Genomic DNA, 25,628 nt, shown 5'->3' with positions numbered 1-25,628 from the left:
GGTCAGGGCCGCCAGTCGTCGTCGTAGGGCGGCAGCTCGCCGGTGTCGTGCTCGGTGTACGGCGGCAGCTCACCGGTGTCGGCGTCCCGGTCCCGGCGGACCAGGTCGGCGCTGCGGTAGATCGACGGATCACCGCGGCCGGTGCGCAGGTGCGGCGGGTGGAGCTCCTCCTGCTGCTCCTGCGCGAGGTAGTCCGCGCGGCGCTGGCGCCGCTCGCGGCGGGCCTTCTCCAGCTCCCACTCCTCGCGGCGCTGGGCATCCTCCTCGTGGCTGCGCCGACGCAGCTGCTCCCGGCGCCGGGCCCGGCCGCGGCGCTCCCGGTCGTCCTCGTCGGGCTCGTCCTCGTCGCCGAGGTCGTGGCCGTGCCCGTCGTCCGGCCCGTCCTCGTCCTCGAGACCGAAGATCTGCCCGATGATGTCCTGGTAGTGCCCGTCCGGGTCCGGGACGAAGTCGATCGAGCTGAGCGCCTGGTCCTGGCCGGCGCTCTCCAGCACGAAGTGGCCGTAGCCGAGGATGCGGCCGGGCACGGTCAGGTCGTAGCTCATGTCGGTGACCTTGCTCAGCGGCATCATCGAGACCCGGCGGGTGATGAAGCCCTCGAAGAGCATGATCCGCTTGCTGGTGACGACGACGCGGGTGTGCCGCCACTCGAAGACCTGCCAGACCGCCCACGCGGCGACGGCGATCCAGGTGGCCCAGGCGAGCCGGGGGAGGGTGCCCAGGCTGGCGTCCGGGGTGCTCGCGTCGATCCACAGCGCGACGACGGTGACCGCGAGCAGGATGCCCAGCGGCTTGAGCAGCACCACGCGGTGGTGCCGGATCTCGGTGACCACCTGCTCCCGGGGGTGCAGGTACTTGCTCATGCTGCGCAGCCCCGGCCCCACGGTGCCGGCAGCCACGGCTCAGCCCGCGAGCAGGGAGTCGAAGAACTGGCCGATGTTGCCGACCCCGTTGGCCAGGACGTCCCAGGCGCTGCCGACCATGTCGGCGGCCTCGTCCGGCGAGGTGAGGATGGCGTAGAGCAGGAAGATCGTGAGCAGCCAGAGGACGATCTTCTTGATCGGTGGCGTCGACATGCTCGCTCTTCTCGGTCAGGGACGGTGAACCACGCGCCCGGGGCAGGGCACGGTCAGCAGTGTGACAGATGTGACGAGAGGGGCGAAGGGCGACGCGCCGCCGCCGGGGTGGGTCTCAGACGACGCCGTAGAGCCGGTCTCCGGCGTCGCCCAGGCCCGGGACGATGTAGCCGACCTCGTTGAGCCGCTCGTCCACCGCGCCGGTGACCAGGGTGACCGGTACGTCCAGGTCGGCCAGGTCCGCCTCGACCGCGGCGATGCCCTCGGGGGCCGCGATGAGGGTCACGGCGGTGATGTCGTCGGCGCCGCGGTCGACGAGGTAGCGGATCGACATCGCCAGGGTGCCACCGGTGGCCAGCATCGGGTCGAGCACGTAGCACTGACGACCGGAGAGGTCGTCCGGCAGCCGGTTGGCGTAGGTGACCGCCTCGAGCGTCTCCTCGTTGCGCAGCATGCCGAGGAAGCCCACCTCGGCGGTCGGCAGCAGCCGGACCATGCCGTCGAGCATGCCCAGCCCGGCTCGCAGGATCGGCACGACCAGCGGCTTGGGGGAGGAGAGCTTGACCCCGGTGGTCTCGGCGACCGGGGTCTCGATGGTGAAGGGCTCGGTGCGCACCTCGCGGGTCGCCTCGTAGGCGAGCAGGGTGACCAGCTCGTCGGCCAGCCGCCGGAAGGTCGGGCTGTCGGTGTCCCGCTTGCGCAGGTAGGTCAGCTTGTGGGCGATCAGCGGGTGGTCCGCGGTGTGCACGCGCATGCCGCAGAACCTACCGCCCGGGCCGCCTGCGCCACGAGACGAGGGACACTGGGCCCATGCCTGTCACGCCGACTCCGCCGGACCGCTCCGTGGAGGAGCGCTGGATGGACCGCGCCCTGGAGCTGGCGGCTGAGGCGACCGCCGACGGCGACGTCCCCGTGGGAGCGGTGGTGGTCGACCCGGACGGCGTCGTGATCGGCGAAGGGCGCAACACCCGCGAGCGGGACGGTGACCCCGCCGGGCACGCCGAGGTGCTCGCCCTTCGCGCCGCGGCGCAGCAGTTGGGGGAGTGGCGGCTGCAGGGATGCATCCTCGTGGTCACCCTGGAGCCCTGCCCGATGTGCGCCGGGGCGCTCATGCTCGCTCGCGTCGACCGGGTGGTGCTCGGGGCCTGGGACCCGAAGCTCGGCGCGTGCGGGTCGGTCTGGGACCTGCCCCGGGACCGGCGGGCGACCCACCGGGTCGAGGTGCTCGGCGGGGTGCGGGAGCCTGAGTGCCAGCGCCTGCTCGTGAACTTCTTCGTCGACCGTCGCGAGGGCACCGGGCCGGCCGAGGGGGAGTGACCGCCGGATTGGGGCCGCCGCAGGCGTTGCGGGTACAGTCTCCGGCGGTGGCGTGTCCGAGCGGCCTAAGGAGAACGCCTCGAAAGCGTTTGTGGGTTGACGCCCACCGTGGGTTCAAATCCCACCGCCACCGCCGTGTGATGTCTCAGGACATCGGAAACCCGGTGAACCGACAGGTTCACCGGGTTTCGTTATTCGTGGGTGGGTGGGTGGGTGGGTGTGGTGGTGGGTTGGTAGTCGCGGTCGGGGTCGAGGATGCGGTGGCGGAGGAGCTCGCTGGTGGCGGCGTTGATGACGCGGATGCTCAGGTCGTGGATGACGCCCCGGGACTGCTGCACGGGTAGGTGACATCTGATCTGTGGTGCCGAGGGTGTCGCTGGAAGGATGTGCATTGCGCCCAAGCCCTATCCGAAGGAGTTTCGCGACGATGTTGTGCGTGTCGCGAGGAACCGTGAGTCGGGTGTCCATCTCAAGCAGTGGCAGCCGACTTCGGGATCAGCGAGTCGTGTCCGACGAGTCGGCTATTGGGCGACGAGGCAGCCGAGGCGGGCGCGAGCATGGCGCAGCGGCTCGCGTGGTGGATCTGCTCGACCAACGGCTGGTGGAGCGCGTTCGACGAACCCAGGCGGGTCAAGGCCGGACTGCCCGGGCCGCCAGTCCACGATCGATCATCGATGCCGACCGCCGGGTCCGGCACGAACTCACTGCGGGCGCCCCGAACAGTTGGTGGCTCATCGACATCACCGAGCACTGGATCGACTAGGGCAAGCTCTGCATCTGTGGCGTCAACGACGCCCATTCCAACCGGGTGGGGCTACTCGATCGCCTCCAGATGACATCGCGGCTCGCGGTCACCGCGCTTGAGTCCGCCGTGGCCAGGCGACATGCTCAGGCGCCGATGTCGCCGGCTGCACCGCTCAAAGCGACGGCAGTAGTCCATCCGCAGCCGCAGATTCGTCCACGTCCTCAACCGCCACGATCCCGTCGGATCGATGGGCCGAGTCGGGTCCGCCACCGACAACGCGGCCATGGAGAGCTTCTTGGCGCTGCTCCAGCGCAACGTCCTCGACCGCCGCCCCTGGGCCACCGGCCAAGACCTTCGGATCGCCGATCGTGACCTGGATAGAGCGCACCTACCAACGCGGCCGCCCGAGACCATCATGACCGCGCCAGCCACTCAGGCTGCTTGACCCAACCTGTCACCGATTCGTGCAGCACCTCACGCACGATGATCCCCCCGGCGCGCCGCAGTCCCTCAGCCGCGAAGCTCGTCCGCCACAGGCCGAGCCCTCGCAGACGCGGCCCAATCTAGAACCCTGAGTATCAGGACTGGACGAGTTCTAGAGTCAGCCTCATGACGAGCGGCGAAGCCGACCAGGCACGAAGCGAGCGTTGGTGCTTGATCGCGCAGGAGTTTCGTAAGGAATGGACGAGCCAACCAGGCCCGCACGAGTACTGTCTGCATGTCCTGCGGGACCTCTCAGTCGACCAAGTGAAGGACTTGCGGGCTGCGGCAGTAGCGTCCGCTACCCTGAGATCCGACAGTCAAGTCATCCCCTTCGAGCACGCGACCAGCGATGCCCTGGCAGCGATCGAGGCGGCGCTCAGGGGGCCGGTTGAGTGGGCTTTCGACCCGGAAGCCGCCATCGCTCCGAATCTGACACTCGACCAGTGGCTGTCGCGAGCCGTTGTGACCCGTAGCCGCTTGGTGCGAGATGTCAGACGTGCACTCGGACGAGAGCCCTCGATATGGCTCAACGATGCCTTCGACCACCAATACAAGAATGACGCCGAGTACCGCCTGGTTCACCAATGGCGCAACGCCAGCCAGCACCGGGTGGCGCCGCTCGAAATGACAAGGACCCGCGAGCGGCTTGGGCAGGCGACCTTGTGGACAATGAGCATGGGAGCGGTTGAGCGTGACGAGTCTGAGAACAGCAGGAAGCGGCGCAGCAAGAACCAGGACTCCCTCTGGCCCGACTTCGTCTTGGATCTCGTTGCCCAGGAGCCCGATCTCCGAGAGGTGATCCGGAGCGTCACGGTCAAGACGCTCGACGCGTACGCGGGCTGCCTGGTCACTCACGAGCAGCAAATAGTTGCGCATCTAGAACTCCTGGCGCGGTACTACCGAGAAGGCCAGGTAGAGCACCCTGGCCCACGGTTAGTTGGAACCGTGCCGAACCTGTCAGAAGCGTCTGTGGGCGATGACATCGCGCTAGGCGCGTGGATACCACTCCGCTTGAGCTCTGTGGAAGCGCTCGCTCTGGACATCGACAACGCGCGTCAGCGCATTAACCGGGTCGGACGACCGAGTCAGGCCTGAGCGGGACGTGGGGCGAGTTGAGGAGTGGTCTTGTGTCGACGGGGCCGCGGCACCACGCCGGCTGGCGGCTGAGTCGGCCCCGGAGGACGCGCGGGCGGTGGTGTGCCGCCCCGGCGGTGTGCCGCATCGGCGACCTGACTGACCGACGCTGCAGCCACGGGTGGAATCAGTCTCGTCTCCGGGAGATCGCACGGCGAATCAACCACTGAGTCGTGAGGCAGGAAGAATAGTGTCTCCGACCACTGATCTAGGTGGAGTCCACTGCAGGTCACTCGACGGAATCCGCGAGCGAGGCCGCATCGCGCTCGTCGATCATTTCCTTCAGTACGTCACAAGCGGTTACCTTTCCAGCGTTTGCGACAATCCCTAGCGTGAGAGCGACTGCGGGACCGATAACGGCAGCGGCGGCACCGACGTGGGGCGCAATCGCGGTAGTCAACAGCCCAACGACAAGAAGTTTCCCTCCGCCGCCTGTTGCCTCCGATAGCGCCTTGCGTTCGGCGACATATTCGACGCCTCCGCAGAGCGCTTTCTGTAGCTCGACGAGGATGCTCTTATAGAAAAGTTTCGCCCCGGCTCGGGTGCCGCCAAACGGTGCAGTATCGCTTGGTCCCGAGTTTTCTAGCCATACTGTGATGACGTCGATGGCGTCGTGGTCCTCCAAGAGCGCGGCGATGCTCTGTCGCTGATACTCAGGCAATGCATCCAGCCATTGACTCATGTCTCCCGACAAGAGACTGTCGTACGTATCGTCCGAGGTCACAGCATGGCTCCAAGATATTCGGCCGAGATCGCATGGGTGGTCTGATGAAGGGTGGCCGGGTCGACACCGCCGAGGCTGATGCCCCCGCCTCCCCCCGGCGCATAGCTTCCAAGCACGACGCCAACCACCAAACGGAGGTCTGCGTCGAACACAGGGCCCCCTGATTGCCCCTCGCGCGCTTGCGTGTTCAACACGACGTGCTTGCTCTTCTGTCCCGAGTTATCGATAAGAATCCTCGCGCCAACATGCGCCACCTGCTGGGTGAGCACCATCCGGCCGAAGTTGGCGTGCGGGAAACCATGGGTCACCACGGGCGATCCTGGCGGCACTACGTCAGTGCCGGACAACTCGTGACTGAAGGTGATCTGGCTAAAAGGCGTCTTCAGCTCCAGCACGCACAGATCCTTCAATGGATCAGCGGCGACTATCCGCACAGGAATCGTCTGCACGCGGGTGTCGGAGGTGTCTTGGTACTCGCGCATGTTCGAGACTCGCGGGGCGACAATGGCGAGGCCGTCATCGTCGGCGCCAGTGACGTGGTAGGCGGTCGCTAGTCTGCGAGTCCCCACCGCGAAGGCGGTACCGAGCAGAGACAACCCTCCAGGCCCTGGACGGCCTACCGCAAATACGACCTGCGAGACGTCACCCATTGGGCCTCCTTTCGGGATCGCCAGGGTACCGGAATGCCTGGGCAAGTGACGGCCGAGCATGATCAAGTTGTTTGCGCAGCTCAACGACTACGTCGCGGGGCTTGCGATCGGGGGATACCGAGAATCTCGGGCGCCAACCCGGGCGGGTGGTGCGTCATCAGTACGGAGTGTTCGGCCGCGTACGACCTTGTAGCGTCGCAAAGTGTGAGGACTGCGTCGGGGACAGTGTGACCACCTCCTGCGTTCTGTCCTGCAACCGGTGCTACTCGGGGTTATTAGTTTCGTGACCGCCCCGCCGCTGGTGTGCGAGCCTGCCTCCGTTGCTCGCTCGGGCGGGTCGGGTCTGGTTGTCTGGGGGCATGGCACGGATCCCACGACCCCTCACCGCCCTCGCGCTGGCCGGCGCCGGCGCGCTCGCGCTGAGCGCCTGCGAGACCAGCTCCTTCAGCAGCGACTGCGACAGCGACGGGACGTGCTCGATCTCGATCAGCGGCACCGACTTCCACGAGGCGACGCTGTCCTTCGCCGCCGAGGACCAGGGCAGCGGACGGACCGAGCGGATCAGGCTCGTCGAGGCCACCCCCGGCGGCGACGCGGTCATCCAGGCCGGCGGGATGGAGAGCCGCTGCAGCGAAGGGGAGAGCTTCGTCCTGGCCGACACCACGGTGACCTGCGACATGGTGGGGGACACCGAGGTGGAGCTGAGCACCGTCCGCTCCTGAGGCGGATCGGCTAGGCGCCGGCTCGATCGGGCGCGTTCAGCGCGCCTGGCTCAGCACTCCCGGCCGGCGGCCTGCTGTGCGCTCACCAGACCGTCGTGGTCGGGCCCGAGGACGACGTCGACGGTCGGCCGGCGCCGGGAGTCCTCGATCATGGTCGGCTCGTCGAGGTGGGCGGCCACCACGCCCGCCCCGCGCGCGCCGTTGGCGCCGTAGCGCATCTGGCCGACGCCGGTGACGGTGGTCTTCTTCGGGTCGTTGGCCACGGTGCGCACGTCGAAGCCGCGTCCCTCGAGCTGCGCGGCGACCTGCGCGGCCAGGCCCTCGCGGTCGGTGGCGTTGTAGACGTTCACCGGGATGTTCGCGCGGTCCACCTCGCACGCGCTGCTGCTCGACGTGGCGCCGGCCGCCTCGGGCTGACCGCCGTCGCGGACGTAGCTCCACGCGTACCAGGCGGCGAAGAAGACGAGCAGCAGCCCGACGCCGAGGGTCAGCGTCGCCCGGCGGCGCCGCTCCCGCTCCTGCGTCGGGCGGCCGTAGGTGTCGGCCATCTCACCGGCCGCCTTCGCTCTCGGGCAGCTCGAGGACCCGGGCATGGATCGCCGGGCGCTGCTGCAGCGCCGCCCGCAGCGCCCGGTGCAGCCCGTCCTCGAGGTAGTAGCGCCCGCGCCAGGAGACGACGTGCGGGAAGAGGTCGCCGTAGAAGGTGGAGTCCTGGGCGAGCAGGTCGTGCAGGTTCAGCGTGCTCCGGGTGGTCGTCAGCGACTCCAGCCGCACCATCCGCGGCGGGATGCTCGACCAGTCGCGGGTGCTCGTCAGGCCGTGCTCCGGGTAGGGGCGCGAGTCGCCGACGGCCTTGAAGATCACGGCCACACACTAGGTCTGCCCGGCGGAGCGGCTGGCACTACCCTCGCCGTTGTGACCGACTCTTCACTGCTCAACGAGATCCGTGAGGGCTACGCCGTCGACGGTCCGGCCCTCGACCTGGGCGCGGCCGTCGTCGACGGCGAGACCCACGCCGACGTGCCGGTCCGGCTGCCGCTGGGCTCGCTGACCAAGCACGGCCTGGTGGCCGGCGCCACCGGGACCGGCAAGACCAAGACCCTCCAGGTGATGGCCGAGCAGCTCTCCGCGCAGGGGGTCCCGGTCTTCCTCGCCGACGTCAAGGGCGACCTCTCCGGACTGGCCTCGCCCGGCGAGAGCAGCGAGCCGATCACCGAGCGGGCCGCCCAGGTCGGGCAGGAGTGGTCCCCGCTGGCCTGCCCCACCGAGCTCTTCACGCTCGGCGGGCTCGGCACCGGCACTCCCATCCGGGCGACGGTCACCGCCTTCGGCCCGACCCTGCTCAGCAAGGTGCTCGGGCTCAACGCCACCCAGGAGTCCAGCCTCGGGCTGATCTTCCACTACGCCGACAAGGCCGGGCTGGCCCTGCTGGACCTGGCCGACCTGCGCGCGGTCATCCAGCACCTGCTCTCCGACGAGGGCAAGGCCGAGCTCAAGGCGCTCGGCGGTCTGTCCTCCTCGACCGCCGGGGTGATCCTGCGCCAGCTCGTCGCCCTCGAGGACCAGGGCGCCGGGGTCTTCTTCGGCGAGCCCGAGCTCGACACCGCCGACCTGCTGCGCACCACCGAGGACGGCCGCGGCGTCGTCAGCTGCCTCGAGCTGCCCGAGGTCCGCGACCGGCCGCAGCTCTTCTCCACCTTCCTCATGTGGCTGCTCGCCGACCTCTTCCAGGACCTGCCCGAGGTCGGCGACGTCGAGCGACCGAAGCTCGTCTTCTTCCTCGACGAGGCGCACCTGCTCTTCGACGAGGCGAGCAAGCCCTTCGTCGACGCGATCGAGCAGACCGTGCGGCTCATCCGCAGCAAGGGCGTCGGGGTCGTCTTCGTCACCCAGAGCCCGAAGGACGTGCCGGCCGACGTCCTCGGCCAGCTCGGCAACCGGGTGCAGCACGCGCTGCGCGCCTTCACCCCGCAGGACGCGAAGGCGATCCGTCAGGCGGTGCAGACCTATCCGCACACCGACTACGACCTGGAGTCCCTGCTCACCGAGCTCGGGACCGGCGAGGCCGTGGTCACCGTGCTCTCCGAGGAGGGCAGCCCGACCCCGGTCGCCTGGACCCGGCTGCGCGCCCCGCAGTCGTTGATGGCGCCCAGCCCGCCTGAGGTGCTCGACGGGATCGTCGCCGGCTCTCCCCTGGCGGCGCGCTACGGCGAGGCGGTCGACCGCGAGTCGGCCCACGAGCTGCTGGCGCAGCGGATGCAGGCGGCGCCGGCTCCCGAGGAGGCCCCGCCGCCGGCACCGAAGGACGAGCGGCCGAAGGAGGAGCAGCCGCAGCAGGGACGGTCGAAGGGGGAGCAGCCGAAGGCTCCGCAGGAGGAGCCGGGGATGGTCGAGCAGGTGGTGCAGAGCTCGGCCTTCCGCTCCGCGCTGCGCTCGGCCGGCACGGTCATCGGCCGCGAGATCACCCGCTCGCTCTTCGGCACCGCCCGCCGCCGCCGGCGCTGACCCCCCCTTCAACCCGCAACTGCCCGGGCAGTTGCGGACCCCTGGTGTGATTTGCCCGGGCAGTTGCGGGGCTGGGTGTGATTTGCCGGGCAGTTGCGGAGGGTGGTGGGCGGGAGAGGGGAAGGGGGACTGCTCCCCATGTCCCCGGTGGTATCCGCGTGGCACCATCCTCGACAGACGTAGAGGCCACACGGGAGGCAGTGAGATGACAGGGCTCAGCCACGGCGCGGACGCGGACCGGCTGGATGCGATCGGCACGGCGCTGGCGCGACAGGGCGAGCGGATCGGTGCGGTCGGCGACCAGATGGGCAGCGCCATGCTGGTGCTCCGGGACGCTTGGATGGGCCCGGACACCGAGGCGATGCTGGGCCAGGCCGAGGTGCTCCGCCCGAGCATCGCCGACGCCGGGCACGTCGTGTCCGCCTTCGGTCTGCGGCTGCGCGAGGAGGCGCAGCAGCAGCGCCAGGCCTCCGGGGCGCTCGGCCCGACGCCGGTGACCGGGGGAGCCTCCCTCGCCGGACGCCGCGGCGGGGCGGAGATCTTCGGCGGCGGGCGGGCCAGCGGCACGGCCGGTCTGGCCGGTGGCGCACCCGACCTCACCGGGTCGGGCAGCCCGCTGCTCTCCACGGTCGCCGCGACCCCGCGGGCCGACGGCGGTGGAGGTGATGGCCGGAACCACACGATCGAGGAGTCCGAGGACCAGACCGGCGAGGTGAAGCGTCCCGGCTCGGTCACCCTCTCGGACACGACCGACATGGGGGCGGTCGAGCGCACCGACAGCGTCACGCTGAGCACCTCCGAGGAGGAGGTCGGCGCCGACGGCGAGAGCGTGCAGACCACCAGCATCTCCGCGTCCTCCGAGCTCACCGCCGAGCTCGACGCGCTGCTGCTGAGCCTGGGCGTGACCACCGGTGCGGAGATCTCCTACTCGGTGACCGGTCCGGTGGACGGCTCGTTCGACCCCAAGGACGCCACCCCCTACGACCCCTCGACCCTGCCCGAGGGCGCGTCCATCACGATGGACGCGAAGACCTACGCGGCGCTCGGGATCGAAGGCTCCCTGAAGGGGCTCACCCTCGAGCTCGCCGGCGAGTCCGGCGTGAACCACCAGGTGGAGATCACCAAGGGCGAAGGGGACCTGGTCACCGTCACGGTGTCCGACCAGGCCTACCGCGACGGCATGATGAGCGTCTCCCGCGGGCCGGTGGAGGGCGAGCTCGGCACCTCCTTCTCCAGCGGCAACGGCAAGGAGGTCACCTTCGACCTGTCCGACCCCGCTGCCCGGCAGGCGTACTACGAGATGGTCTACGGCGGGCAGATCCCGGACGCGGAGACCTCCGGCGTCACCGACATCGCGGACGTCCAGGTGATGTCCTACGAGAGCGCGATGCGCGCCAACATCGACGCCGGCCCGGTGGACCTGTCGGTCGGCGACGGCAAGGACTCGGCGCTGGTCAGCCGCACCTTCGCCGACGGCACCTCCGAGGTCCAGGTGACCAGCGAAGGGGGCAACGGCGCCACCATCCACACGACGAACGCCTTCGACGCCGACGGCAACGTCGACCCGGCGGGCTCCGCCTACGAGATCCGGGTGGACAGCGTCGACCCGGACACCGCCAACTACTACAACAACCTCTACGCCGGCGAGCAGACCTCGATCTCCACCGAGCAGAACGTCGTCATCAGCTACACCGACGCGGACCTGCAGACGATGCGTTCGCAGGCGGCCGAGGCGCGGGCGCAGCACATCACCGACAACCCCGACTTCTACCCGAACTTCCCCAACGACGGCACCCCGGTGACCGGCGACGAGGTGCTGGCCTACCTCGAGGCGAACCCGGACAAGGCGATCGACGTGACCACCGGGCTGACCGGTGGGCAGGCCACCGAGGACATCCTGCTGGCGCAGAGCAACGAGGAGATCCTCCTCGCCATGGCCAACCACCCGCAGGGCGCGCTGGTGTGGCAGACCGAGCTGGCCACCGACTACGCCGGCACCGGCGGCCTGGTCGACCCGGTCGGTGAGGTCACCAGCCACGAGTCGGCCGACTGAGGGTCGCTCACCCGGCCGGGCCGTCCTGGTCAGGTCTCACGCCGGTCAGGCCAGCTCCGGGGTCAGGTCACCCGTACCTGCTGGGCGGAGCGCCGCAGCGGGCGGCGGCCCTGCCCCTTCGGCTCGTCGACGAGGAAGCGGCAGGAGACGCTGCCGTCCGGGAAGGCCTGCTCGACCTCATCGGTGCACCGGCGGGCGGCCTCGACGACGAGGTCGACGTCGGCGCCGGTGAGCAGGCGCGCCTCGACGACGACGCCCTGACGGCGGGCCGTCTCGGTGGTGCTGCCCTGGCTGCTGGACACCGGCGCCAGCTCCGCGAAACGGGCCGCCACCGAGTCGGCGACGGTGTCGAGCTCGACCTGCACCCGGCCGGCCGGTCCGCTGTCGCCCAGGCGAAGGGTGCCGACGACGTCGCGACGAAGGTGGGCGAAGAACCACCACAGACCGATGAGGCCGAGGACGATCCCGACCGCCGCGGCGGCCCAGGGGAACCAGGAGGCGCCGACGACGTCGGCGACCGGTGCGGTGCCCAGCTCGTCGGGGTAGCTCAGCAGCCAGCCGCCGTACCAGCCGATCAGCAGCAGGCCACCGGCCAGCAGCAGCAGACCGACGACGACGCCGACGAGGCGGTCGGTGACGATCGGGGGCTTCATGAGGACAGCTCCTTGGCCTTGACGGAGATCGACATGGGGGTGAGGTCGCCGACGACCTCCCGGGCGGCCTCCTGCGCCGCCCGGCCGTCGCCGCCGCGGGTGAGCACCTGCACGGTGGCGCCCCGAGGGGTGGCGCGGACCGGCGTGGCGGACAGGGTCCCCGACGTGCGGTCGGCGGCGGTGGCCGCGACCGTCGCCACGGCGTCCGGGGTCAGCCACAGGTCGCCCCCACGGGCGGCGGGCACGTGGGTCTTGCGGCCCGGGCGCAGGGCGAGGACGAGCACGAGCAGCCCGACGAGCGCCGCGACGATCCCGGCGACGAGCACCGGCGTGCCCGGGGTGAGACCGTCCAGCCCGTCCACCCACGACGGGATCCACGGTGAGCCCTCGGCCCACCCCTGGCTGACGACGAGGTCGCGGACGGTGATGACGGCGACGGTCACGAGCAGCAGCGAGAGCAGCAGGCCCAGCGCCAGCGCGGCCGGCGCGGAGCGGGGAGCCTGTCCGGGGCGGGTCATGCGACGGTCCTCCTCGAGGTCTGGTCGTCGGGGGAGACCGCGACGGCGGTCACGTCGACGGTGGTCACGGGCACGCCGCTGAGCCGGGAGGTCTCGCGCAGGACGGTGTCGCGCACCTCGGTGGCGATGCTGCTCACCGGTGCCGGCCAGGCGCAGGCGACGCGCAGCTCGATGCGGGCGGTGCGGTCGCTGACCCGGACGTCGGCGTGCGGTGCGGCGGTCCCACGCAGCCGACCCAGGGTGCTGGAGCGCCGCACGGTGCCGGCGACGTCGAGGCTGGCCCGCTCGGCGATCCGTCGGATCGCGGCCACGCGGACGTCGAGCGTCCCGCGGTGGCGCAGCTCGTTGTCCGGCGTGTCCTGGGACAGGTCGTCGGTCGCGGGCTGGTCGGGGCCGCCGTCGCCGTCAGCCACGGCTGCCTCGTCGCAGCGCGCCGAGATCGATGTCGCCGTCGGTCTGGGCGCCCAGCAGGAACCCGCCGCCGCCGAGGACCACGGCCAGCAGCAGGCCCAGCAGGCCGCCGGTGGTGATGGCGATCGTCAGCAGCAGACCCACGAGCAGGCCGAGGGTGGAGGTGGACATAGGTGTCTCCTAGAGCTGGTCGTTGCGGATGGTGGCGTAGCGGCGGGCGCCCGGCACCGAGCGCGGCAGCGCCTCACGGGTGCGGATGCCGGCCCGTCGTGCCCGGCGGCGCACGGCGCGAAGGGCGGCGCGCCGTCGCGTCACGACGACGGACACTGCCGGTGCCGGGGTCGACACCGAGGCAGACACCGACGTCGGCGAGGTCGGCCCGTCCAGGGCGGCCATCGCCGCCAGGTACGTCTCCGGGTCGCCGCCGAGGTCGGGATGGTGCCGACGGGCGATCGCCCACCGCCGCTCCCGGCGCTGCGCCTCGGTGAGCTCAGGCACCGGTCGCGTCCTGAGCCGGGGCAGGGTCGGCGATGTCCTCGACGGTCACGTCGACCGGGCCGTCGACCAGCGGGCGCACCGCAGCACGCACCCGTTCGGCGGTCTCGGCGATCCCGGCCTCCCAGTCGATGACCACGTGCACCGAGCAACGGTGGTCCTGGACGCGGACCCCGGCGACGCGGCGCCCCGGGAGGTAGGTGGCGACCTCGCCCATGGCCCCGCCGTGCAGGTCGCGCACGCCGGGCACCGACCTGGCCGCCGAGGCGACCAGGTCGGCGGCGGTGGGCTCATCGCCCACCGCCGTGGACCCGGGGGAGGTGGGGCCCACGGTCACTCGACGCGGGACTCGGCGGCGCGGTCCCGCTGCTCGTCCTGGTCGTTGTCGTCGTCGTCCTCGACGTGCACGTCGTGGACGGTGATGTTCACCTCGGTGACCTCGAGACCGGTCATCCGCTGCACGGAGCTGATGACGTTGCGGCGGATCGCGTCCGCCAGGTCGGAGATGGCCACGCCGTACTCGGCGGTGATGTCCAGGTCCACCGCGGCCTGACGCTCGCCGACCTCGACGCTGACGCCCTGGCTCAGGCTGGTGCTGGCGCCCGGGATGCGCTCACGGATCGAGCCGACGGTCCGGGCCGCGCCGCCGCCGAGGTCGTGCACGCCGTTGATCTCACGGGTGGCGATGCCGGCGATCTTCGACACGACGGTGTCGGCGATGGTGGTCCGGCCCTGCTCGGTGGTCAGGGCGCTGGAGCTGTTGCTCTGGCTGACCTCGGTGCCGGACGACGTCTGGTCGGTCATGATGACCGCTCCTCTCGGGTAGCTGGTTGGCGCGTGGTGCATGCCTGCGGTGTGCAGGCCGTGCACGGTGTGGTCGTGCGGTGCGCGGCAGATGTCACGCGGGAATGGGTGTGATCTGGGTCACATGTGACGGTGGTCCTGTCTGAGGTCCGACGGTCGGCGCGAACCCGGGACGCCGACGGACAGGTCGCGCGGGAGGGCGAGCACGTCACACTCGCCCGCTCGACCTGCCGCGGGACCTCCCCTTTGGCAGCATGTCGAGCGTGGACCAGGACACGGGGGGAGCGCCGAGCGACGAGGCGCTGGTGCGCGCCGTGCGGCTCGGTGACGAGCAGGCCTTCGCCACGGTGGTGGACCGGTACGGGCCGGGGATGTACCGCTACGCGGTCCGCCTGGTCGGCGGCAGCGACGCCGACGCCGCCGAGGCGACCCAGGAGGCGCTGGTCTCCGCCTGGCGCGGGCTGCCCACCTTCGAGGGGCGCTCCAGCCTCAAGACCTGGCTCTACCGGCTGGTGCACCGACGGGCCGTGGACCTCGTGCGCCAGCGCCGCCCGGTGCCGGTCGAGGACGAGCAGCTGGCGGCCGTGGCGCCGCCGGCGCGGGACGACCCGCTCGGCGCGGTGCTCGACGGCGAGCTGCTCGCGGCCTTGCAGCAGGCGCTGGACGAACTACCGTGGGGCCAGCGGTCGGTCTGGCTCCTGCGAGAGGTCGAGGGGATGAGCTACGAGGAGGTCGCCAGCGCGCTGTCGATGACCACCGGCAGCGTGCGGGGCAACCTGCACCGGGCGCGGCGCGCCCTGGCGGAGAGGATGGCCCCATGGCGCTAGAACCGCCCAGCGACCCTGTCGCGCGGGCTCGTGACCTCGCCCGGGAGCAGGACAGCGAGCGGTGGAGCGCGCTGTCGGAGCGGATCCGGGAGCAGGCCCGCTCGATCACCCGACCGGCCGAGCCGATGCTCGTCGGCACCGACGGCGACGGCTCCCGCACGCTGGTCTCCAGCCGGATCGTCACCGCCCGGCTGCGACGGCTGCTGCAGCGGCAGGCCACCCACGCCCCGGCGGCGATCGCCCTGGTGATCACCGACGAGCGCCTGGTCGAGGTCTCCGTGGACCTGGTCTGCTCGTTCGGTCCTGACCTGCACCTGCTCGCCGAGCAGGTCCGTGACGAGATCCGCGGCGCGCTGCACGAGCTCGCCGAGATCGAGCCGGAGCGGGTCGACATCCGGGTCGTCGACGTCGTCGACGGGGACCCGCGGGTGGTCTGAGCCTCGTGGCCGACCGCGTGGTCGCTCCGGCCGCAGCGATTGGGTCGCGGCCAGGGCGGTCCGGTACATTCCTCCGTTGGAGGATTCGCATAGTGGCCTAGTGCGCACGATTGGAAATCGTGTTGGGGATGAAACCCCTCGCGGGTTCAAATCCCGCATCCTCCGCCGCGAGACGAAGGGCGGGGACCGGACCGGTCCCCGCCCTTCGCCATGTCCGGCGTGCGTCGAGTCCGGCGCGTCAGGGCCGACCGGAGCCGGGCCCCGGGGTCACTCCCCGCCGACCGGCGGGCCGACGAGCAGCGCCAGCCCGGTGAGCAGCGCCACCGCGACGAGCCCGACCACCAGCGCCAGCCCCGGCCGGGCCAGCCCGGCGGCGAGCACCCGCTCCGCGGGCCCGCGGGGCTGCTCGCGGGTCAGCCGCCAGGTGGTCTGCGGGCGCCCGCGCTGCTCGCTGCCGTCCACCCAGCGCTCGAACCACAGCGTCAGCCACGGCGGGATCGCGCTCACCAGCGCCAGCACCCCGGTCCGCAGCGGCCACCGATGATCGATCCACAGCGCCACCACGACGAGCACGTAGGCGATGAAGACGACGCCGTGCAGCATGCCGCCGATCCGCACACCGAACTCGGTCGTCTCGGTGACGTACTTGAGGACCATGCCGATGATCAGCAGGGTCCAGGTGACGGCCTCGGCGGTGGCCGCCACCCGGAAGAGGGCGCGGGGGTTCGAGATCACCTCGGGGAGGCTAGTACGCTCTCACCGGCACCCCGCGTGGTGGTACCTCTCCGAACTCCCCCAGGGCAGGAATGCAGCAAGGGTAGGAGAGCTCTTCCAGGTACGCGGGGTGTCCTGCGTCCCCCTTCCGTCCACGCCGGGCCGGCCCGACCGCTCACCGCACGGGCGAAGTGATGGCCCGCTGCGCCCCTCCCGGTGCTGGTGGACGACGTAGCGTCGGGAGTCGTCGCCGGGGCCGCCGGCGCCGCCGCGATCCCAGGGAGGACCACGATGCCCAGCGTCGGGCCGATCGTCGTCGCGGTGGTCGTGCTGCTGACCCTGGCCGTGGTCGTCCTCGCGCTCGGCTCCTGGCTGCGCGCCCGGCAGATGCGCCGGCTCCGGCTGGAGGGCACCCAGATCCGGCGGCAGTCGGCCCCGCAGCAGCCACCGGGGGAGGGGCGGTCCGGTCGGACCGGGGGCACGTAGCGTGTCCCTGGTCCGCACCCGCGACCAAGGAGAGCACGTGAAGATCGCCGTCATCTGTGGCAGCACCCGCCCCTCACGCGTCGGCGAGCAGGTCGCCGACTGGGTCATGCGGCAGACCGAAGGGCGCGAGGACGCCACCTACGAGCTGGTCGACCTCATGAGCTACGAGCTCGAGCTGCTCAACGAGCCGACGATCCCCGGTGCGGCCAAGCGGCAGTACGAGAACCCGGCGACCCGGCGCTGGTCGGAGACCATCGACGCCTTCGACGGGTACGTCTTCGTCACCCCGGAGTACAACCACGGGGTGCCGGCGGCGCTGAAGAACGCCTTCGACGTGCTCTACCCCGAGTGGGGCTACAAGAGCCTGGCGCTGGTCTCCTACGGCGCCGACGGCGGGGTCCGCGCGGTGGAGCAGTGGCGCACCATCGCCGCCAACGCCCAGATGCACGTGGTCCGTGGGCAGCTGTCGATGTCGACCTTCACCGACTTCGACGGGGAGGTCTTCACCCCGCAGGAGCGCCGGGCGAAGGAGATGAGCTCGCTGCTCACCCAGCTCGTCCGCTGGTCCGGCGCCACCGCCACCCTCCGCTGACGCCCCACTCCACACCCACACCCCTAACCCCCCTTCCCCGTCCGACCGGACCCCACCGTCCGCAACTGCCCGGGCAAATTGCAAGGGGGTGCGCAACTGCCCGGGCAAATTCGCAAGGGGGTGCGCAACTGCCCGGGCAATTCGCAGAGGGGTGCGCAACTGCCCGGGCAATTTGCAGGGAGGTGCGCAACTGCTCGGGCAATTCGCACGGGGGTGCGCAACTGCCCGGGCAAATCGCATAGGGGTGCGCAACTGCCCGGGCAGTTGCGCAGGTGGGGGCGTCGTCACCGGGCGCGGCTAGGGTCGGGTCCGTGAGCACCGCCCTCTACCGCCGCTACCGGCCCGAGACCTTCGCCGACGTCATCGGCCAGGAGCACGTGACCGAGCCCCTGATGCAGGCGCTGCGCACGGGCCGGGTGAACCACGCCTACCTCTTCTCCGGGCCGCGCGGCTGCGGCAAGACCACCAGCGCGCGCATCCTGGCGCGCTGCCTCAACTGCGAGCAGGGCCCCACGCCGGAGCCCTGCGGCACCTGCGACAGCTGCGTCGCGCTGGCCCGCAGCGGGCCGGGCACGGTCGACGTCATCGAGATCGACGCGGCCAGCCACGGCGGTGTCGACGACGCCCGCGACCTGCGCGAGCGAGCCTCCTACGGACCGGCGCAGAGCCGCTACAAGATCTACATCATCGACGAGGCGCACATGGTGACGCCGCAGGGCTTCAACGCCCTGCTGAAGATCGTCGAGGAGCCCCCGGAGCACGTGAAGTTCGTCTTCGCGACCACCGAGCCGGAGAAGGTCATCGGCACGATCCGCTCACGCACCCACCACTACCCCTTCCGCCTCGTGCCACCCTCGCGGCTGCAGGACTACATGGAGCAGCTGTGCGCGGCCGAGGGCATCGAGGTGCAGCCGGGCGTGCTCTCCTTCGTCGTCCGCTCAGGCGGCGGCTCGGTGCGCGACTCGCTCTCCGTGCTCGACCAGCTCATCGCCGGCAGCGACGAGCGCGGCCTGACCTACGACCGCGCGGCCGCGCTGCTCGGCTTCACCGACGGCGAGCTGCTGGACGCGACGGTGACGGCCTTCGCCGCCGGTGACGCGCCGGGCGTCTTCGACGCGATCGACCGCGTGGTCGAGACCGGACTGGATCCGCGGCGCTTCGTCGAGGACCTGCTGGAGCGCTTCCGTGACCTCATCCTCGTCGCGGCCTCGCCGGAGGGTGCCAGGGCGATCCTGCGCGCGCTGCCGTCCGACCAGGTGGACCGGATGCGCCAGCAGGCGTCCTCCTTCGGCCCGGCCTCGTTGACCCGTGCGGCCGACATCGTCAACGCCGGGCTCACCGAGATGACCGGCGCCACCTCGCCGCGGCTGCAGCTGGAGCTCATCGCCGCCCGGGTGCTGCTGCCCGGTGCCGCGGGGGAGTCGGGCCACGCCGCTCGCCTGGACCGCCTGGAGCGGCGGCTCGACGTGGGCGGGGTCCCCAGCGGCGGTCCGCAGCCCGCACCGGCCTCGCGCCAGGCCCCCACGCAGCAACCCCCCGCGCAGCAGGCCCCGGCGCAGCCGGCTCCGGCCCCGCAGCCCGCTCCGCGCTCGGAGCCGGAGCACAGCGCACCGGCGTCTGCCGAGCCGAGCGGAACCGCCGCCCAGGCCGCCGGCCCCGTCGGACCCGCGGCTCCCGGACCCGGTCGCGATCCACGACCGGAGGAGCCCGGGGACGCCGGCCCCGGGTCCGAGCACCAGCCCGCGCCGGACGGCGGGCCGTCCGCCCGGGACCAGGCGCCTGACGAGACGTCGTCGCCCGCAGCGCCCGCGACCGCGGCTCCCGCCGGCATCGACGTGGAGGCGCTGCGCCGCTCCTGGCCGGACGTGCTCGGCCGGATCTACCAGATGCGCCGGGCGACGTGGACCTTCCTCTCCGAGCACGCCCAGGTGCTCTCCTTCGACGGCCAGCAGCTGACCCTGGGCATCGCCACGGTCGGCCTGGCCAACGCCTTCCGCAACGGCTCGCACGCCGAGGTGGTGCGCCAGGCGCTCATCGACGCCCTCGGCGTCGACGCCCGCGTCCAGGGCATCCCGGTCGACGACCAACCACCGGCAGCCGCACCGGCCCGGGCGCCACGCCCGCAGCCGTCCGCGGGGCCGGCCAGCGAGACCTCGTCCGGCCCAGGCGCACCCTCCGGCCCGAGCCCTTCCGGCTCGAGCCAGTCCGGCACAGCCCCCTCCGGCGCAGGCCGACCCGGCAGCGGCCTGGGGGCAGGCCCCGGTCCCGACGCCGCGACCGCGCTCGGCGCCGGCTCGCCGGCCGCCACCGGCAGCAGCAGCGGCGCCCCCCGACCGGACTGGTCGAGCACGCCCAGCGACCCCGGCTCGGCGCCCGCCTGGGCGACGGCGCCCCGCGGCCCCGCCGAGCCGGAGCAGACGGCCGACGCCGCCTCCGGGCCGGACCCGACGAGCGGCCCCGAGTCGCCGGTCGGGCCGAGCCGGCGCGAGCAGGTCGCGGCCGAGGCAGGTCCGGGCGCCCAGCCGTCGTCGGACGACGACGACCAGCAGGGCACCAGCCGCGACGACGTGGACGTGATCGAGGCCGGCGAGGCCGGCGAGGCGGTGGTCGAGCGGGTGCTCGGCGGCACCGTCGTCGAGGAGGACTGACGCACGTGCTCGCCGTGGTCACCGGCGCGGCGTAGGGTCGTCCCCGTGTACGAAGGCGTGGTCCAGGACCTGATCGACGAGCTCGGCCGACTCCCCGGGGTCGGTCCGAAGAGTGCCCAGCGGATCGCCTTCCACCTCCTCCAGGCCGACGCCCAGGACGTCCAGGGTCTGGTCCAGGCGCTGACCGAGGTGAAGGACAAGATCCGCTTCTGCGACACCTGCGGCAACGTCGCCGAGGAGACCCGCTGCCGGATCTGCACCGACCCCCGGCGGGACGGCACCTCGATCTGCGTCGTCGAGGAGCCCAAGGACGTCGTCGCCATCGAGCGGACCCGCGAGTTCCGCGGTCGCTACCACGTGCTCGGTGGCGCGATCAGCCCGATCGACGGGGTCGGCCCGGACGACCTGCGCTTCACCGAGCTGATGACCCGGCTCGCCTCCGGCGAGGTGCACGAGGTCATCATCGCCACCGACCCCAACCTCGAGGGCGAGGCGACCGCCGCCTACACCTCGCGGCTGCTCAAGGACATGGGCCTGCGGGTGACCCGTCTGGCCTCCGGGCTGCCGGTCGGCGGAGACCTGGAGTACGCCGACGAGGTCACCCTGGGACGAGCCTTCGAGGGAAGGAAGCTGCTCGATGCCTGAGACCGCTGCCGCCGACGCCGCCGGGGCACCCGAGGAGAACACGCTGCTGGCCGACGAGTGCGCCGCCGAGTCGCGCGCCTGGCTGGGCACCGTCGCCGAGATCGCCGCCGGCGCCGCGCCGGAGAGCGCGCTGCCGCTGCTGCTGCTCTCCACCAGCCAGATCCAGCTCATGGGTGCCCGGCTCGGCGCGATCGCCGACATCGTGCTGGAGCAGCGCTTCGAGCCCGATCCCGGCCCGGACACCGAGATGGACCCGCTGCGTGCCGGCATCGCCCACCTCTTCGACGGCCTGGACGAGTACGTCGACCTCGTCGACCCGGTGACCTCCCGCGAGCTGGCCGGCGGCTCGCTCAGCGGTGACCTCGCCGCCGTCGCCGCCGCGCTCACCCACGGGCTGGCCCACCACGAGGCCGGGCGCACCACGGAGGCGCTGTGGTGGTGGCAGTTCAGCTATCTCTCCGACTGGGGCGACCGGGCGGCGATGGCGGTGCGGGTGCTGCAGACGCTGCTGGCGCACGTCCGCCTCGACGCCGACGACGAGGTCGTCGCGGAGGCCGAGTTCGAGGCGCTCAACACCTGACCAGGCCGCGCTGGGTCCCCGTCCGTCGGACCCGTCCGCCTCCTCAGGTCCGCCCCCTCAGGCGTGCTCGTCGATGAACTGGGCGTACCTCCGCGCCCCGGTGCCCTCGGCGACGTCCGCCATCCGCAGCACGGTCAGCCCGTCGTAGCCGTGGTCGGCGAAGGCGTCCTCGATCTGGTCCCAGCCGAAGTCGTAGCGCACCCCGCCGGCCAGCGCGTTCTCGCCCTTGAGGCTCACCCCTTCGCGCTCGGCGTGGTCACCGATCCAGCCGACCAGGGTCTTGGCCAGCGAGTAGCCCTCCGGGCCGGGGTTGTCGCCCATCTCCAGGGCGGTGAAGTGCATGACCACCTCACGGCGGCCGCGCACCTGGTGAGCCAGCTCGACGACCCGGTCGTAGCCGTGGCCGCCGCGGGCCGAGTCCAGCGGCAGGCTGGTCTGGATGAGCCCGGTGGTGACCTCGGTGGCCCGCGGGTAGACCGGGTGGGTCATGTTCCAGTGGATGCCCGGCACCTTGTAGCCGATGTCGGCGTCCCGGAAGGACCCGCCGAGCGCACGGGAGACGGTGCGCAGCATGCGCTCGCCGTGCTCGACCAGCGAGCCGTTGTACCAGTCGACGAAGTCTCGGCCGTAGCGCGTGTCCGTGTAGTCGCCGTCGGCGAAGAAGGCGTCCGCGTCCTGCGGCGGGCGGACCTGGCTCCACGAGCGGTGCCGGGTGCCCCACGCCCGGTTCACCCGGTGCAGCGAGCCGTACTGCCGGCGCACCTCCCGCCGGAAGTCCTCGACCGCCAGCCGCGAGTAGGACTGCAGCGCGCCCCGGGTGGGGTAGCCGGTGCCCTCGTCGTGCTGGTTGTAGGCGGGGTAGCGCAGCTCGCCGGAGGGGCCGAGGGAGACGTTGATCTCGACGAACTCGTCGTCGTACTCGCGGCCGTAGCGCTTGGCGAAGGCGCGGGTGAGGTCGCGGTACTCGTTGGCGACGACCCGGTCGGCCCACCCCTGGACGGTCTCCGCGGAGTAGTTGCCCTGCTCGCTGCGGTGCTTCAGGCCGTCCTGGCCGAGGCGCTGGCCGCCGACCCGACGGTCCGCGTACTTCGTCCACAGCCACCCGGGCAGCAGAGAGGTGTAGTCGTCGCCGACGTTCCCGCCGCACTGGTGGAAGGAGAGGATCGGCGCCACGTCGAGCCCGGCGTCGGTGATCTCCTCGAAGACCCGGTCGTAGTAGCCCCACTCGAAGCGGTTGTCCCGCGGCTCGACGTCGCCCCACCACACGTCGACGCTGACCGCCTGCACCCCGTAGGCCTCCACGGTCTGCAGGTCGGAGCGGAAGTCGGCCCAGTCGGTGACCTTCAGCGGGGCCATGACGTTGGCGGTGATGTCGTCGTGACGGCCGGGCCGGTCACCGGGGCGGCCATCTGCCCCGCTCGACGCCTCGTCCGCGGCGAGCGCCGGCGCGGCGGTCAGGCCCAGGGCGGCGACGCCCAGGGCAGCGATCAGGGTCCGGCAGCGGCGTCGAGTCATGGGCTCATGCTGCCACCAGACTGTGACCCTCGCCACAGATAGACCGTCGGGACCGTCTCCCGGCGGCCGAGCCACCCTCAGGTGCGGGCCAGGCACCAGTAGTCGGCACCCTCCTCGCGGATGTACGGGCCGTTGACGACCTCGCTCACCAGCTCGGCGGACCCGGCGGAGACGAGGTCGGAGACGGCGCCGGCGAAGTCCCGCTCCGCCGAGAAGCCGTGCCGGACCGAGAGCGTCAGCAGCCCGCCCGGGCGGGCCGCCTGCAGCAGCGGCTCGATGCGCTCCGGGCCGACGTGCCCGTTGGTGAAGGTGCCGCAGCAGATCACCGAGTCGAAGCTGCCCGACCAGTCCTGCGGCAGCGGGGCGTTGAGATCGATCTCGCCGGCGACCTCGTCGTAGCAGTCCCGGCGCCGAGCGATCTCGGCCATCTCCTCGGACAGGTCGGCGCCGACCAGGGTGGCCACCGGGGCCAGGCGCGCCAGCTGCTCGCCGACCAGCCCGGTGCCGCAGCCCATGTCGAGCACCCGGCTGTCCCCGGTGCCGTCCTGGTGCTGCGCCGCCAGCAGCGAGATCATCAGCGGGGCGACGTAGCCGTCCTCGGTGACGTCGCTGTCGTAGGCCTCCGCCCAGCCCTGGTAGAGGTCGCGCAGCGAGTCGGCGTCGCCGTCCAGCGCGTGCGAGCGGTGCATGGTGCGGGTGGTCCCGGCAGTGGTGGTCATCGGACGAGCTCCTCGTCGGTGGTGATCGGCTGTCGGTCCTAACCACCGTAGGCAGGCTCCCGAGGTCTGGCTAGGCCCGCTGCATCAACACCGTGTTAACTCTGCCGACCGGCGGGAGGCCGCCGATCCGCCCGGGGCTCAGGCGATCCGGGTCCCCGACGGCAGCCGGCGGACCGGGGTGGTCACCCGCCGGGTGGCCACGGTCACCGCACCCGCACCGGCCAGCAGGTAGAGCGCCAGCCCGTAGGGCCACACCGGCCCGGCGGCCGCGTCGTCGTCCTCGAACTCCGCGCTGCCCTGGGCCCAGCACTGGTCGACCACCGCGTCCGGCCCGTCCTTCGCCTCGCGGGCACCCAGCGAGATGAGGTGCAGCGGAGCGAAGGACGGACCCATGCCGTCCTCGTCCTCGCTCGTCGGGGCCGGGGCGGCGTCACCGACGACGACGAAGGGGTTGAGCGCGAGCAGCCACCAGACCCGTTCGCTGTGCACCACCTGCTGGTAGTCCTGGTACTGGCTGCAGGTCGGGGTGGGGCCGTCGCTGGGGTAGCCCTCGACCCCGTAGACGGTGACCTCCTCGCGCCCGCTGACCAGGAGCAGCGACATGAAGAAGGTGATCGTCGTGAGGAAGGTCAGCCCGGCGACGGTGAGGTAGGTCAGCACCGCCGAGCCCACCGGGCGGGCGACCAGCGAGGAGAACATCAGCCCGATCGCGCAGACCACGAGCAGCATGGCCGCCATGACGAGGACGACCCGGGCCGCACCGAGCAGGTCGACCCCGCCCTGGAGGAAGGCGATGAGCACGAAAGGGACCGCCGCCGCCAGGAACGCCATCGAGATGACGAAGGAGGCCGCCAGCTTGCCGAGGACGATGTCCAGCGGGGTGAGCAGCGTCGTCTGCAGGGTGGCCAGCACGCCGTGCTCGCGGTCACCGTTGACGGAGGTGGCGGTCAGCGCCGGCATGATGAGCATGCCGAAGCCGAGGACGAAGAAGACGACGACGTCGAAGGTGATCCCGCCCGCGTCGACCTCGGTGTCGCTCAGGCCGAGCCAGGTCAGCAGGGTGATCCCGCCGATGAGCACCACCCAGGCCCCCAGGGCGAGGTACCAGCGCGCCCCCCGGGCCCGCTGCAGCAGCTCCAGCCGGGCGACGGTGAGCGTTCCCGAGACGGTCATCGGCGATCCTCCGTGACGGCGAGGTAGGCGGTCTCGAGGGCACCCTGGGCGGGGGCGAACGCGGTGATCGGGACCTCCGCGGTGACCAGCCTCCGCAGCAGGTCGGTCGCCGCGACCTCGGAGGCGACGAGCACCTCCAGCGCCCGGCCGACGCGCTGCGGCTGGACCCCGAGGCGGGCGAGCTCGGCGGCGAGCCGCTCCGGGTCGGTGCTGGTCACCCGGTAGGTGAGGGTCACCGGGGCGCCGCCGAGGCCCTGGCTCTGCACGCTGCGGCCCCGGGCGACGATCACGGCGTGGTCGGCGATCTCCTGGAGCTCGGTGAGGATGTGGCTGCTGACCAGCACCGTGCGTCCCTGCCCGGCGAGGTCGCGCAGGATGTCCCGCAGCTCGATCCGGCTGCGCGGGTCCAGCCCGGAGGCCGGCTCGTCGAGGACGAGCACGCTCGGGTCGTTGACCAGGGCGCGGGCCAGCCCCAGCCGCTGCTTCTGCCCTCGGGAGAGGACCCGGGCGGGGCGCTGGGCGAGGTCGTCGAGGTGCACCAGGCGCAGCAGGTCGGCGACCCGCGCGCGTGCCTGGGGTCGGGGGATCCGGTAGGCCGCCGCGACGATCTCGAGCACCTCGTGCACCCGCAGCGCGTCCCAGGTGCCGAAGCCGTCGGGCATCCAGCCGATCCGGCGCCGCACCTGCGCCGCCTGCGTGACCGGGTCCAGGCCGTCGATCCGCACCGTGCCCGAGTCGGGCTGCAGCAGGGTCGCCAGCATGAGCATGAGGGTGGTCTTGCCGGCACCGTTCGGCCCGATCAGGGCGGTGATCTCCCGCGGCCGGGCGACCAGGCTGATCTGGTCCACCGCGGCCACCCCGCCGAAGGTGCGCCGCACCCCCTCCACGACGATGCCCCGCTGTGGCTGTGGCTGCGGTTGCGTCGGCGGCGACGGTGGTGTCCCCGGCGCGGGGGCGGGAGGGCCGGGGCTGCTCATGGCGCCGACCTTACGGTCGGGCAGG

32 protein-coding genes, 2 tRNA genes and 1 other RNA gene are annotated in these 25,628 nt (G+C 71.7%); 16 read left to right on the top strand and 19 right to left on the bottom strand.

The genetic code is table 11. The features are described from left to right. Positions 1 to 2: 2 nt before the first annotated feature. The 3 genes from BJY28_RS02670 to upp form a co-directional block, all read right to left on the bottom strand. Positions 3 to 863, bottom strand: a complete 861-nt coding sequence (locus BJY28_RS02670) for a PH domain-containing protein (protein ID WP_179461631.1) — start codon at positions 861 to 863, stop codon at positions 3 to 5. Positions 864 to 902: 39 nt separating this feature from the next. Next, the gene (locus BJY28_RS02665) at positions 903 to 1,076 is read right to left on the bottom strand and encodes a hypothetical protein (protein WP_179461630.1); all 174 of its coding nucleotides are present in this window, start codon (positions 1,074 to 1,076) and stop codon (positions 903 to 905) included. Positions 1,077 to 1,191: 115 nt separating this feature from the next. Further along, a complete protein-coding gene (gene upp, locus BJY28_RS02660; protein ID WP_179461629.1) occupies positions 1,192 to 1,830 on the bottom strand; it encodes a uracil phosphoribosyltransferase in 639 nt (212 codons plus the stop codon). Between the two features lie 56 nt (positions 1,831 to 1,886). On the opposite strand from upp, the gene BJY28_RS02655 reads away from it, so the two are divergent. The 4 genes from BJY28_RS02655 (at position 1,887) to BJY28_RS02640 (ending at position 4,716) form a co-directional block, all read left to right on the top strand. Next, complete coding sequence (locus tag BJY28_RS02655) at positions 1,887 to 2,393, top strand: nucleoside deaminase (protein WP_343036927.1); 507 nt, start codon at positions 1,887 to 1,889, stop codon at positions 2,391 to 2,393. A gap of 46 nt (positions 2,394 to 2,439) precedes the next feature. Next, positions 2,440 to 2,526: transfer RNA gene (locus BJY28_RS02650), tRNA-Ser, on the top strand. 444 nt (positions 2,527 to 2,970) lie between these two features. Continuing rightward, complete coding sequence (locus tag BJY28_RS02645) at positions 2,971 to 3,156, top strand: hypothetical protein (RefSeq protein ID WP_179461628.1); 186 nt, start codon at positions 2,971 to 2,973, stop codon at positions 3,154 to 3,156. A gap of 591 nt (positions 3,157 to 3,747) precedes the next feature. After that, on the top strand, positions 3,748 to 4,716 hold the full coding sequence (locus BJY28_RS02640) for a hypothetical protein (protein WP_179461627.1): 969 nt from the start codon (positions 3,748 to 3,750) through the stop codon (positions 4,714 to 4,716). A gap of 268 nt (positions 4,717 to 4,984) precedes the next feature. On the opposite strand, the gene BJY28_RS02635 is transcribed toward BJY28_RS02640, so the two are convergent. Continuing rightward, entirely contained in the window at positions 4,985 to 5,479 is a 495-nt protein-coding gene (locus BJY28_RS02635; RefSeq protein ID WP_179461626.1) for a hypothetical protein, read from the bottom strand. After that, positions 5,476 to 6,129, bottom strand: coding sequence for a S1 family peptidase (locus BJY28_RS02630; RefSeq protein WP_179461625.1), 654 nt, complete (start codon positions 6,127 to 6,129; stop codon positions 5,476 to 5,478). Before BJY28_RS02630 ends, BJY28_RS02635 begins: the two co-directional genes overlap by 4 nt. Positions 6,130 to 6,488: 359 nt before the next feature. Here BJY28_RS02630 and BJY28_RS02625 point away from each other — a divergent pair, with 359 nt between their 5' ends. Further along, on the top strand, positions 6,489 to 6,851 hold the full coding sequence (locus BJY28_RS02625) for a hypothetical protein (RefSeq protein WP_179461624.1): 363 nt from the start codon (positions 6,489 to 6,491) through the stop codon (positions 6,849 to 6,851). Between the two features lie 50 nt (positions 6,852 to 6,901). Here BJY28_RS02625 and BJY28_RS02620 read toward each other — a convergent pair whose 3' ends face one another. Both BJY28_RS02620 and BJY28_RS02615 read right to left on the bottom strand, forming a co-directional pair. Continuing rightward, positions 6,902 to 7,399: a LytR C-terminal domain-containing protein gene (locus BJY28_RS02620; RefSeq protein ID WP_179461623.1), complete on the bottom strand. Its 498-nt coding sequence runs from the start codon at positions 7,397 to 7,399 to the stop codon at positions 6,902 to 6,904. Between the two features lies 1 nt (position 7,400). Next, positions 7,401 to 7,715, bottom strand: coding sequence for a type II toxin-antitoxin system VapB family antitoxin (locus BJY28_RS02615; RefSeq protein ID WP_179461622.1), 315 nt, complete (start codon positions 7,713 to 7,715; stop codon positions 7,401 to 7,403). 51 nt (positions 7,716 to 7,766) lie between these two features. Here BJY28_RS02615 and BJY28_RS02610 point away from each other — a divergent pair, with 51 nt between their 5' ends. Together BJY28_RS02610 and BJY28_RS02605 are read left to right on the top strand one after the other, a co-directional pair. Then, on the top strand, positions 7,767 to 9,356 hold the full coding sequence (locus tag BJY28_RS02610; protein ID WP_179461621.1) for a helicase HerA-like domain-containing protein: 1,590 nt from the start codon (positions 7,767 to 7,769) through the stop codon (positions 9,354 to 9,356). Between the two features lie 205 nt (positions 9,357 to 9,561). After that, on the top strand, positions 9,562 to 11,409 hold the full coding sequence (locus BJY28_RS02605; RefSeq protein WP_179461620.1) for a hypothetical protein: 1,848 nt from the start codon (positions 9,562 to 9,564) through the stop codon (positions 11,407 to 11,409). Positions 11,410 to 11,471: 62 nt separating this feature from the next. Here the strand turns inward: BJY28_RS02605 and BJY28_RS02600 are convergent, their stop codons facing one another. From BJY28_RS02600 to BJY28_RS02570, 7 genes are read right to left on the bottom strand one after another with little or no spacing between them, the layout of a single operon-like run. After that, positions 11,472 to 12,062, bottom strand: coding sequence for an Asp23/Gls24 family envelope stress response protein (locus BJY28_RS02600; RefSeq protein WP_179461619.1), 591 nt, complete (start codon positions 12,060 to 12,062; stop codon positions 11,472 to 11,474). Continuing rightward, entirely contained in the window at positions 12,059 to 12,580 is a 522-nt protein-coding gene (locus tag BJY28_RS02595; protein ID WP_179461618.1) for a DUF6286 domain-containing protein, read from the bottom strand. Before BJY28_RS02595 ends, BJY28_RS02600 begins: the two co-directional genes overlap by 4 nt. Next, positions 12,577 to 12,993: an Asp23/Gls24 family envelope stress response protein gene (locus BJY28_RS02590; protein ID WP_179461617.1), complete on the bottom strand. Its 417-nt coding sequence runs from the start codon at positions 12,991 to 12,993 to the stop codon at positions 12,577 to 12,579. Before BJY28_RS02590 ends, BJY28_RS02595 begins: the two co-directional genes overlap by 4 nt. Next, positions 12,986 to 13,162, bottom strand: coding sequence for a DUF2273 domain-containing protein (locus BJY28_RS02585; RefSeq protein ID WP_179461616.1), 177 nt, complete (start codon positions 13,160 to 13,162; stop codon positions 12,986 to 12,988). The genes BJY28_RS02590 and BJY28_RS02585 overlap by 8 nt, the downstream gene beginning before the upstream one ends. A gap of 9 nt (positions 13,163 to 13,171) precedes the next feature. Then, positions 13,172 to 13,489: a hypothetical protein gene (locus BJY28_RS02580; protein WP_179461615.1), complete on the bottom strand. Its 318-nt coding sequence runs from the start codon at positions 13,487 to 13,489 to the stop codon at positions 13,172 to 13,174. After that, on the bottom strand, positions 13,482 to 13,787 hold the full coding sequence (locus tag BJY28_RS02575) for an Asp23/Gls24 family envelope stress response protein (protein WP_179461614.1): 306 nt from the start codon (positions 13,785 to 13,787) through the stop codon (positions 13,482 to 13,484). Before BJY28_RS02575 ends, BJY28_RS02580 begins: the two co-directional genes overlap by 8 nt. A gap of 32 nt (positions 13,788 to 13,819) precedes the next feature. Next, on the bottom strand, positions 13,820 to 14,290 hold the full coding sequence (locus BJY28_RS02570; RefSeq protein ID WP_179461613.1) for an Asp23/Gls24 family envelope stress response protein: 471 nt from the start codon (positions 14,288 to 14,290) through the stop codon (positions 13,820 to 13,822). Positions 14,291 to 14,553: 263 nt separating this feature from the next. Between BJY28_RS02570 and BJY28_RS02565 the strand changes: the two genes are divergently transcribed. The 3 genes from BJY28_RS02565 (at position 14,554) to BJY28_RS02555 (ending at position 15,719) form a co-directional block, all read left to right on the top strand. Then, the gene (locus BJY28_RS02565) at positions 14,554 to 15,117 is read left to right on the top strand and encodes an RNA polymerase sigma factor (RefSeq protein ID WP_343036926.1); all 564 of its coding nucleotides are present in this window, start codon (positions 14,554 to 14,556) and stop codon (positions 15,115 to 15,117) included. Continuing rightward, a complete protein-coding gene (locus tag BJY28_RS02560) occupies positions 15,108 to 15,554 on the top strand; it encodes an Asp23/Gls24 family envelope stress response protein (RefSeq protein WP_179461611.1) in 447 nt (148 codons plus the stop codon). Before BJY28_RS02565 ends, BJY28_RS02560 begins: the two co-directional genes overlap by 10 nt. 78 nt (positions 15,555 to 15,632) lie before the next feature. After that, positions 15,633 to 15,719 (top strand) — tRNA-Ser (locus BJY28_RS02555). 102 nt (positions 15,720 to 15,821) lie between these two features. On the opposite strand, the gene BJY28_RS02550 is transcribed toward BJY28_RS02555, so the two are convergent. Then, positions 15,822 to 16,289 (bottom strand): DUF3817 domain-containing protein, encoded by a 468-nt coding sequence (locus BJY28_RS02550; protein ID WP_179461610.1) that lies wholly within the window; start codon positions 16,287 to 16,289, stop codon positions 15,822 to 15,824. A gap of 23 nt (positions 16,290 to 16,312) precedes the next feature. Between BJY28_RS02550 and ffs the strand changes: the two genes are divergently transcribed. The 6 genes from ffs (at position 16,313) to BJY28_RS02520 (ending at position 21,219) form a co-directional block, all read left to right on the top strand. Then, positions 16,313 to 16,409: signal recognition particle sRNA small type (gene ffs, locus BJY28_RS02545), an RNA gene on the top strand. Positions 16,410 to 16,559: 150 nt separating this feature from the next. Further along, a complete protein-coding gene (locus tag BJY28_RS02540) occupies positions 16,560 to 16,754 on the top strand; it encodes a hypothetical protein (RefSeq protein WP_179461609.1) in 195 nt (64 codons plus the stop codon). Positions 16,755 to 16,791: 37 nt separating this feature from the next. After that, the gene (locus BJY28_RS02535; RefSeq protein ID WP_179461608.1) at positions 16,792 to 17,346 is read left to right on the top strand and encodes an NAD(P)H-dependent oxidoreductase; all 555 of its coding nucleotides are present in this window, start codon (positions 16,792 to 16,794) and stop codon (positions 17,344 to 17,346) included. A gap of 311 nt (positions 17,347 to 17,657) precedes the next feature. Next, positions 17,658 to 19,994 (top strand): DNA polymerase III subunit gamma and tau, encoded by a 2,337-nt coding sequence (locus BJY28_RS02530; protein ID WP_179461607.1) that lies wholly within the window; start codon positions 17,658 to 17,660, stop codon positions 19,992 to 19,994. A 45-nt stretch (positions 19,995 to 20,039) separates the two neighbouring features. Then, positions 20,040 to 20,639, top strand: a complete 600-nt coding sequence (recR, locus tag BJY28_RS02525) for a recombination mediator RecR (protein WP_179461606.1) — start codon at positions 20,040 to 20,042, stop codon at positions 20,637 to 20,639. Next, positions 20,632 to 21,219 carry a DUF5063 domain-containing protein gene (locus BJY28_RS02520; protein WP_179461605.1) on the top strand — a complete coding sequence of 196 codons (588 nt, stop codon included), beginning with the start codon at positions 20,632 to 20,634 and terminating at the stop codon, positions 21,217 to 21,219. The genes recR and BJY28_RS02520 overlap by 8 nt, the downstream gene beginning before the upstream one ends. A 57-nt stretch (positions 21,220 to 21,276) precedes the next feature. Here the strand turns inward: BJY28_RS02520 and BJY28_RS02515 are convergent, their stop codons facing one another. The 4 genes from BJY28_RS02515 to BJY28_RS02500 form a co-directional block, all read right to left on the bottom strand. Next, positions 21,277 to 22,734, bottom strand: a complete 1,458-nt coding sequence (locus tag BJY28_RS02515) for a family 14 glycosylhydrolase (RefSeq protein WP_179461604.1) — start codon at positions 22,732 to 22,734, stop codon at positions 21,277 to 21,279. A 77-nt stretch (positions 22,735 to 22,811) separates the two neighbouring features. After that, positions 22,812 to 23,453, bottom strand: a complete 642-nt coding sequence (locus BJY28_RS02510) for a class I SAM-dependent DNA methyltransferase (RefSeq protein WP_179461603.1) — start codon at positions 23,451 to 23,453, stop codon at positions 22,812 to 22,814. A 138-nt stretch (positions 23,454 to 23,591) separates the two neighbouring features. After that, positions 23,592 to 24,626: an ABC transporter permease gene (locus BJY28_RS02505; RefSeq protein ID WP_179461602.1), complete on the bottom strand. Its 1,035-nt coding sequence runs from the start codon at positions 24,624 to 24,626 to the stop codon at positions 23,592 to 23,594. After that, the gene (locus BJY28_RS02500) at positions 24,623 to 25,603 is read right to left on the bottom strand and encodes an ABC transporter ATP-binding protein (protein WP_179461601.1); all 981 of its coding nucleotides are present in this window, start codon (positions 25,601 to 25,603) and stop codon (positions 24,623 to 24,625) included. The genes BJY28_RS02505 and BJY28_RS02500 overlap by 4 nt, the downstream gene beginning before the upstream one ends. Positions 25,604 to 25,628 lie beyond the last annotated feature (25 nt).

This window comes from Janibacter alkaliphilus (assembly GCF_013408565.1).
Lineage (GTDB): Bacteria > Actinomycetota > Actinomycetes > Actinomycetales > Dermatophilaceae > Janibacter > Janibacter alkaliphilus.
Note: the sequence above shows the minus strand (reverse complement) of the source record. Positions and strands in the feature narration are given on the sequence as shown.

Excerpts from the sequence above, each read along its gene's own strand:
- BJY28_RS02605 (WP_179461620.1), top strand. The coding sequence starts at position 9,562 with ATGACAGGGCTCAGCCACGGCGCGGACGCGGACCGGCTGGATGCGATC.
- BJY28_RS02620 (WP_179461623.1), bottom strand. The coding sequence starts at position 7,399 with ATGGCCGACACCTACGGCCGCCCGACGCAGGAGCGGGAGCGGCGCCGC.
- BJY28_RS02665 (WP_179461630.1), bottom strand. The coding sequence starts at position 1,076 with ATGTCGACGCCACCGATCAAGAAGATCGTCCTCTGGCTGCTCACGATC.
- BJY28_RS02510 (WP_179461603.1), bottom strand. The coding sequence starts at position 23,453 with ATGACCACCACTGCCGGGACCACCCGCACCATGCACCGCTCGCACGCG.
- BJY28_RS02500 (WP_179461601.1), bottom strand. The coding sequence starts at position 25,603 with ATGAGCAGCCCCGGCCCTCCCGCCCCCGCGCCGGGGACACCACCGTCG.
- BJY28_RS02515 (WP_179461604.1), bottom strand. The coding sequence starts at position 22,734 with ATGACTCGACGCCGCTGCCGGACCCTGATCGCTGCCCTGGGCGTCGCC.
- BJY28_RS02595 (WP_179461618.1), bottom strand. The coding sequence starts at position 12,580 with ATGACCCGCCCCGGACAGGCTCCCCGCTCCGCGCCGGCCGCGCTGGCG.
- BJY28_RS02560 (WP_179461611.1), top strand. The coding sequence starts at position 15,108 with ATGGCGCTAGAACCGCCCAGCGACCCTGTCGCGCGGGCTCGTGACCTC.
- BJY28_RS02520 (WP_179461605.1), top strand. The coding sequence starts at position 20,632 with ATGCCTGAGACCGCTGCCGCCGACGCCGCCGGGGCACCCGAGGAGAAC.
- BJY28_RS02585 (WP_179461616.1), bottom strand. The coding sequence starts at position 13,162 with ATGTCCACCTCCACCCTCGGCCTGCTCGTGGGTCTGCTGCTGACGATC.
- BJY28_RS02600 (WP_179461619.1), bottom strand. The coding sequence starts at position 12,062 with ATGAAGCCCCCGATCGTCACCGACCGCCTCGTCGGCGTCGTCGTCGGT.
- BJY28_RS02505 (WP_179461602.1), bottom strand. The coding sequence starts at position 24,626 with ATGACCGTCTCGGGAACGCTCACCGTCGCCCGGCTGGAGCTGCTGCAG.
- BJY28_RS02670 (WP_179461631.1), bottom strand. The coding sequence starts at position 863 with ATGAGCAAGTACCTGCACCCCCGGGAGCAGGTGGTCACCGAGATCCGG.
- BJY28_RS02570 (WP_179461613.1), bottom strand. The coding sequence starts at position 14,290 with ATGACCGACCAGACGTCGTCCGGCACCGAGGTCAGCCAGAGCAACAGC.
- BJY28_RS02640 (WP_179461627.1), top strand. The coding sequence starts at position 3,748 with ATGACGAGCGGCGAAGCCGACCAGGCACGAAGCGAGCGTTGGTGCTTG.
- BJY28_RS02625 (WP_179461624.1), top strand. The coding sequence starts at position 6,489 with ATGGCACGGATCCCACGACCCCTCACCGCCCTCGCGCTGGCCGGCGCC.
- BJY28_RS02540 (WP_179461609.1), top strand. The coding sequence starts at position 16,560 with ATGCCCAGCGTCGGGCCGATCGTCGTCGCGGTGGTCGTGCTGCTGACC.
- BJY28_RS02655 (WP_343036927.1), top strand. The coding sequence starts at position 1,887 with ATGCCTGTCACGCCGACTCCGCCGGACCGCTCCGTGGAGGAGCGCTGG.
- BJY28_RS02630 (WP_179461625.1), bottom strand. The coding sequence starts at position 6,129 with ATGGGTGACGTCTCGCAGGTCGTATTTGCGGTAGGCCGTCCAGGGCCT.
- upp (WP_179461629.1), bottom strand. The coding sequence starts at position 1,830 with ATGCGCGTGCACACCGCGGACCACCCGCTGATCGCCCACAAGCTGACC.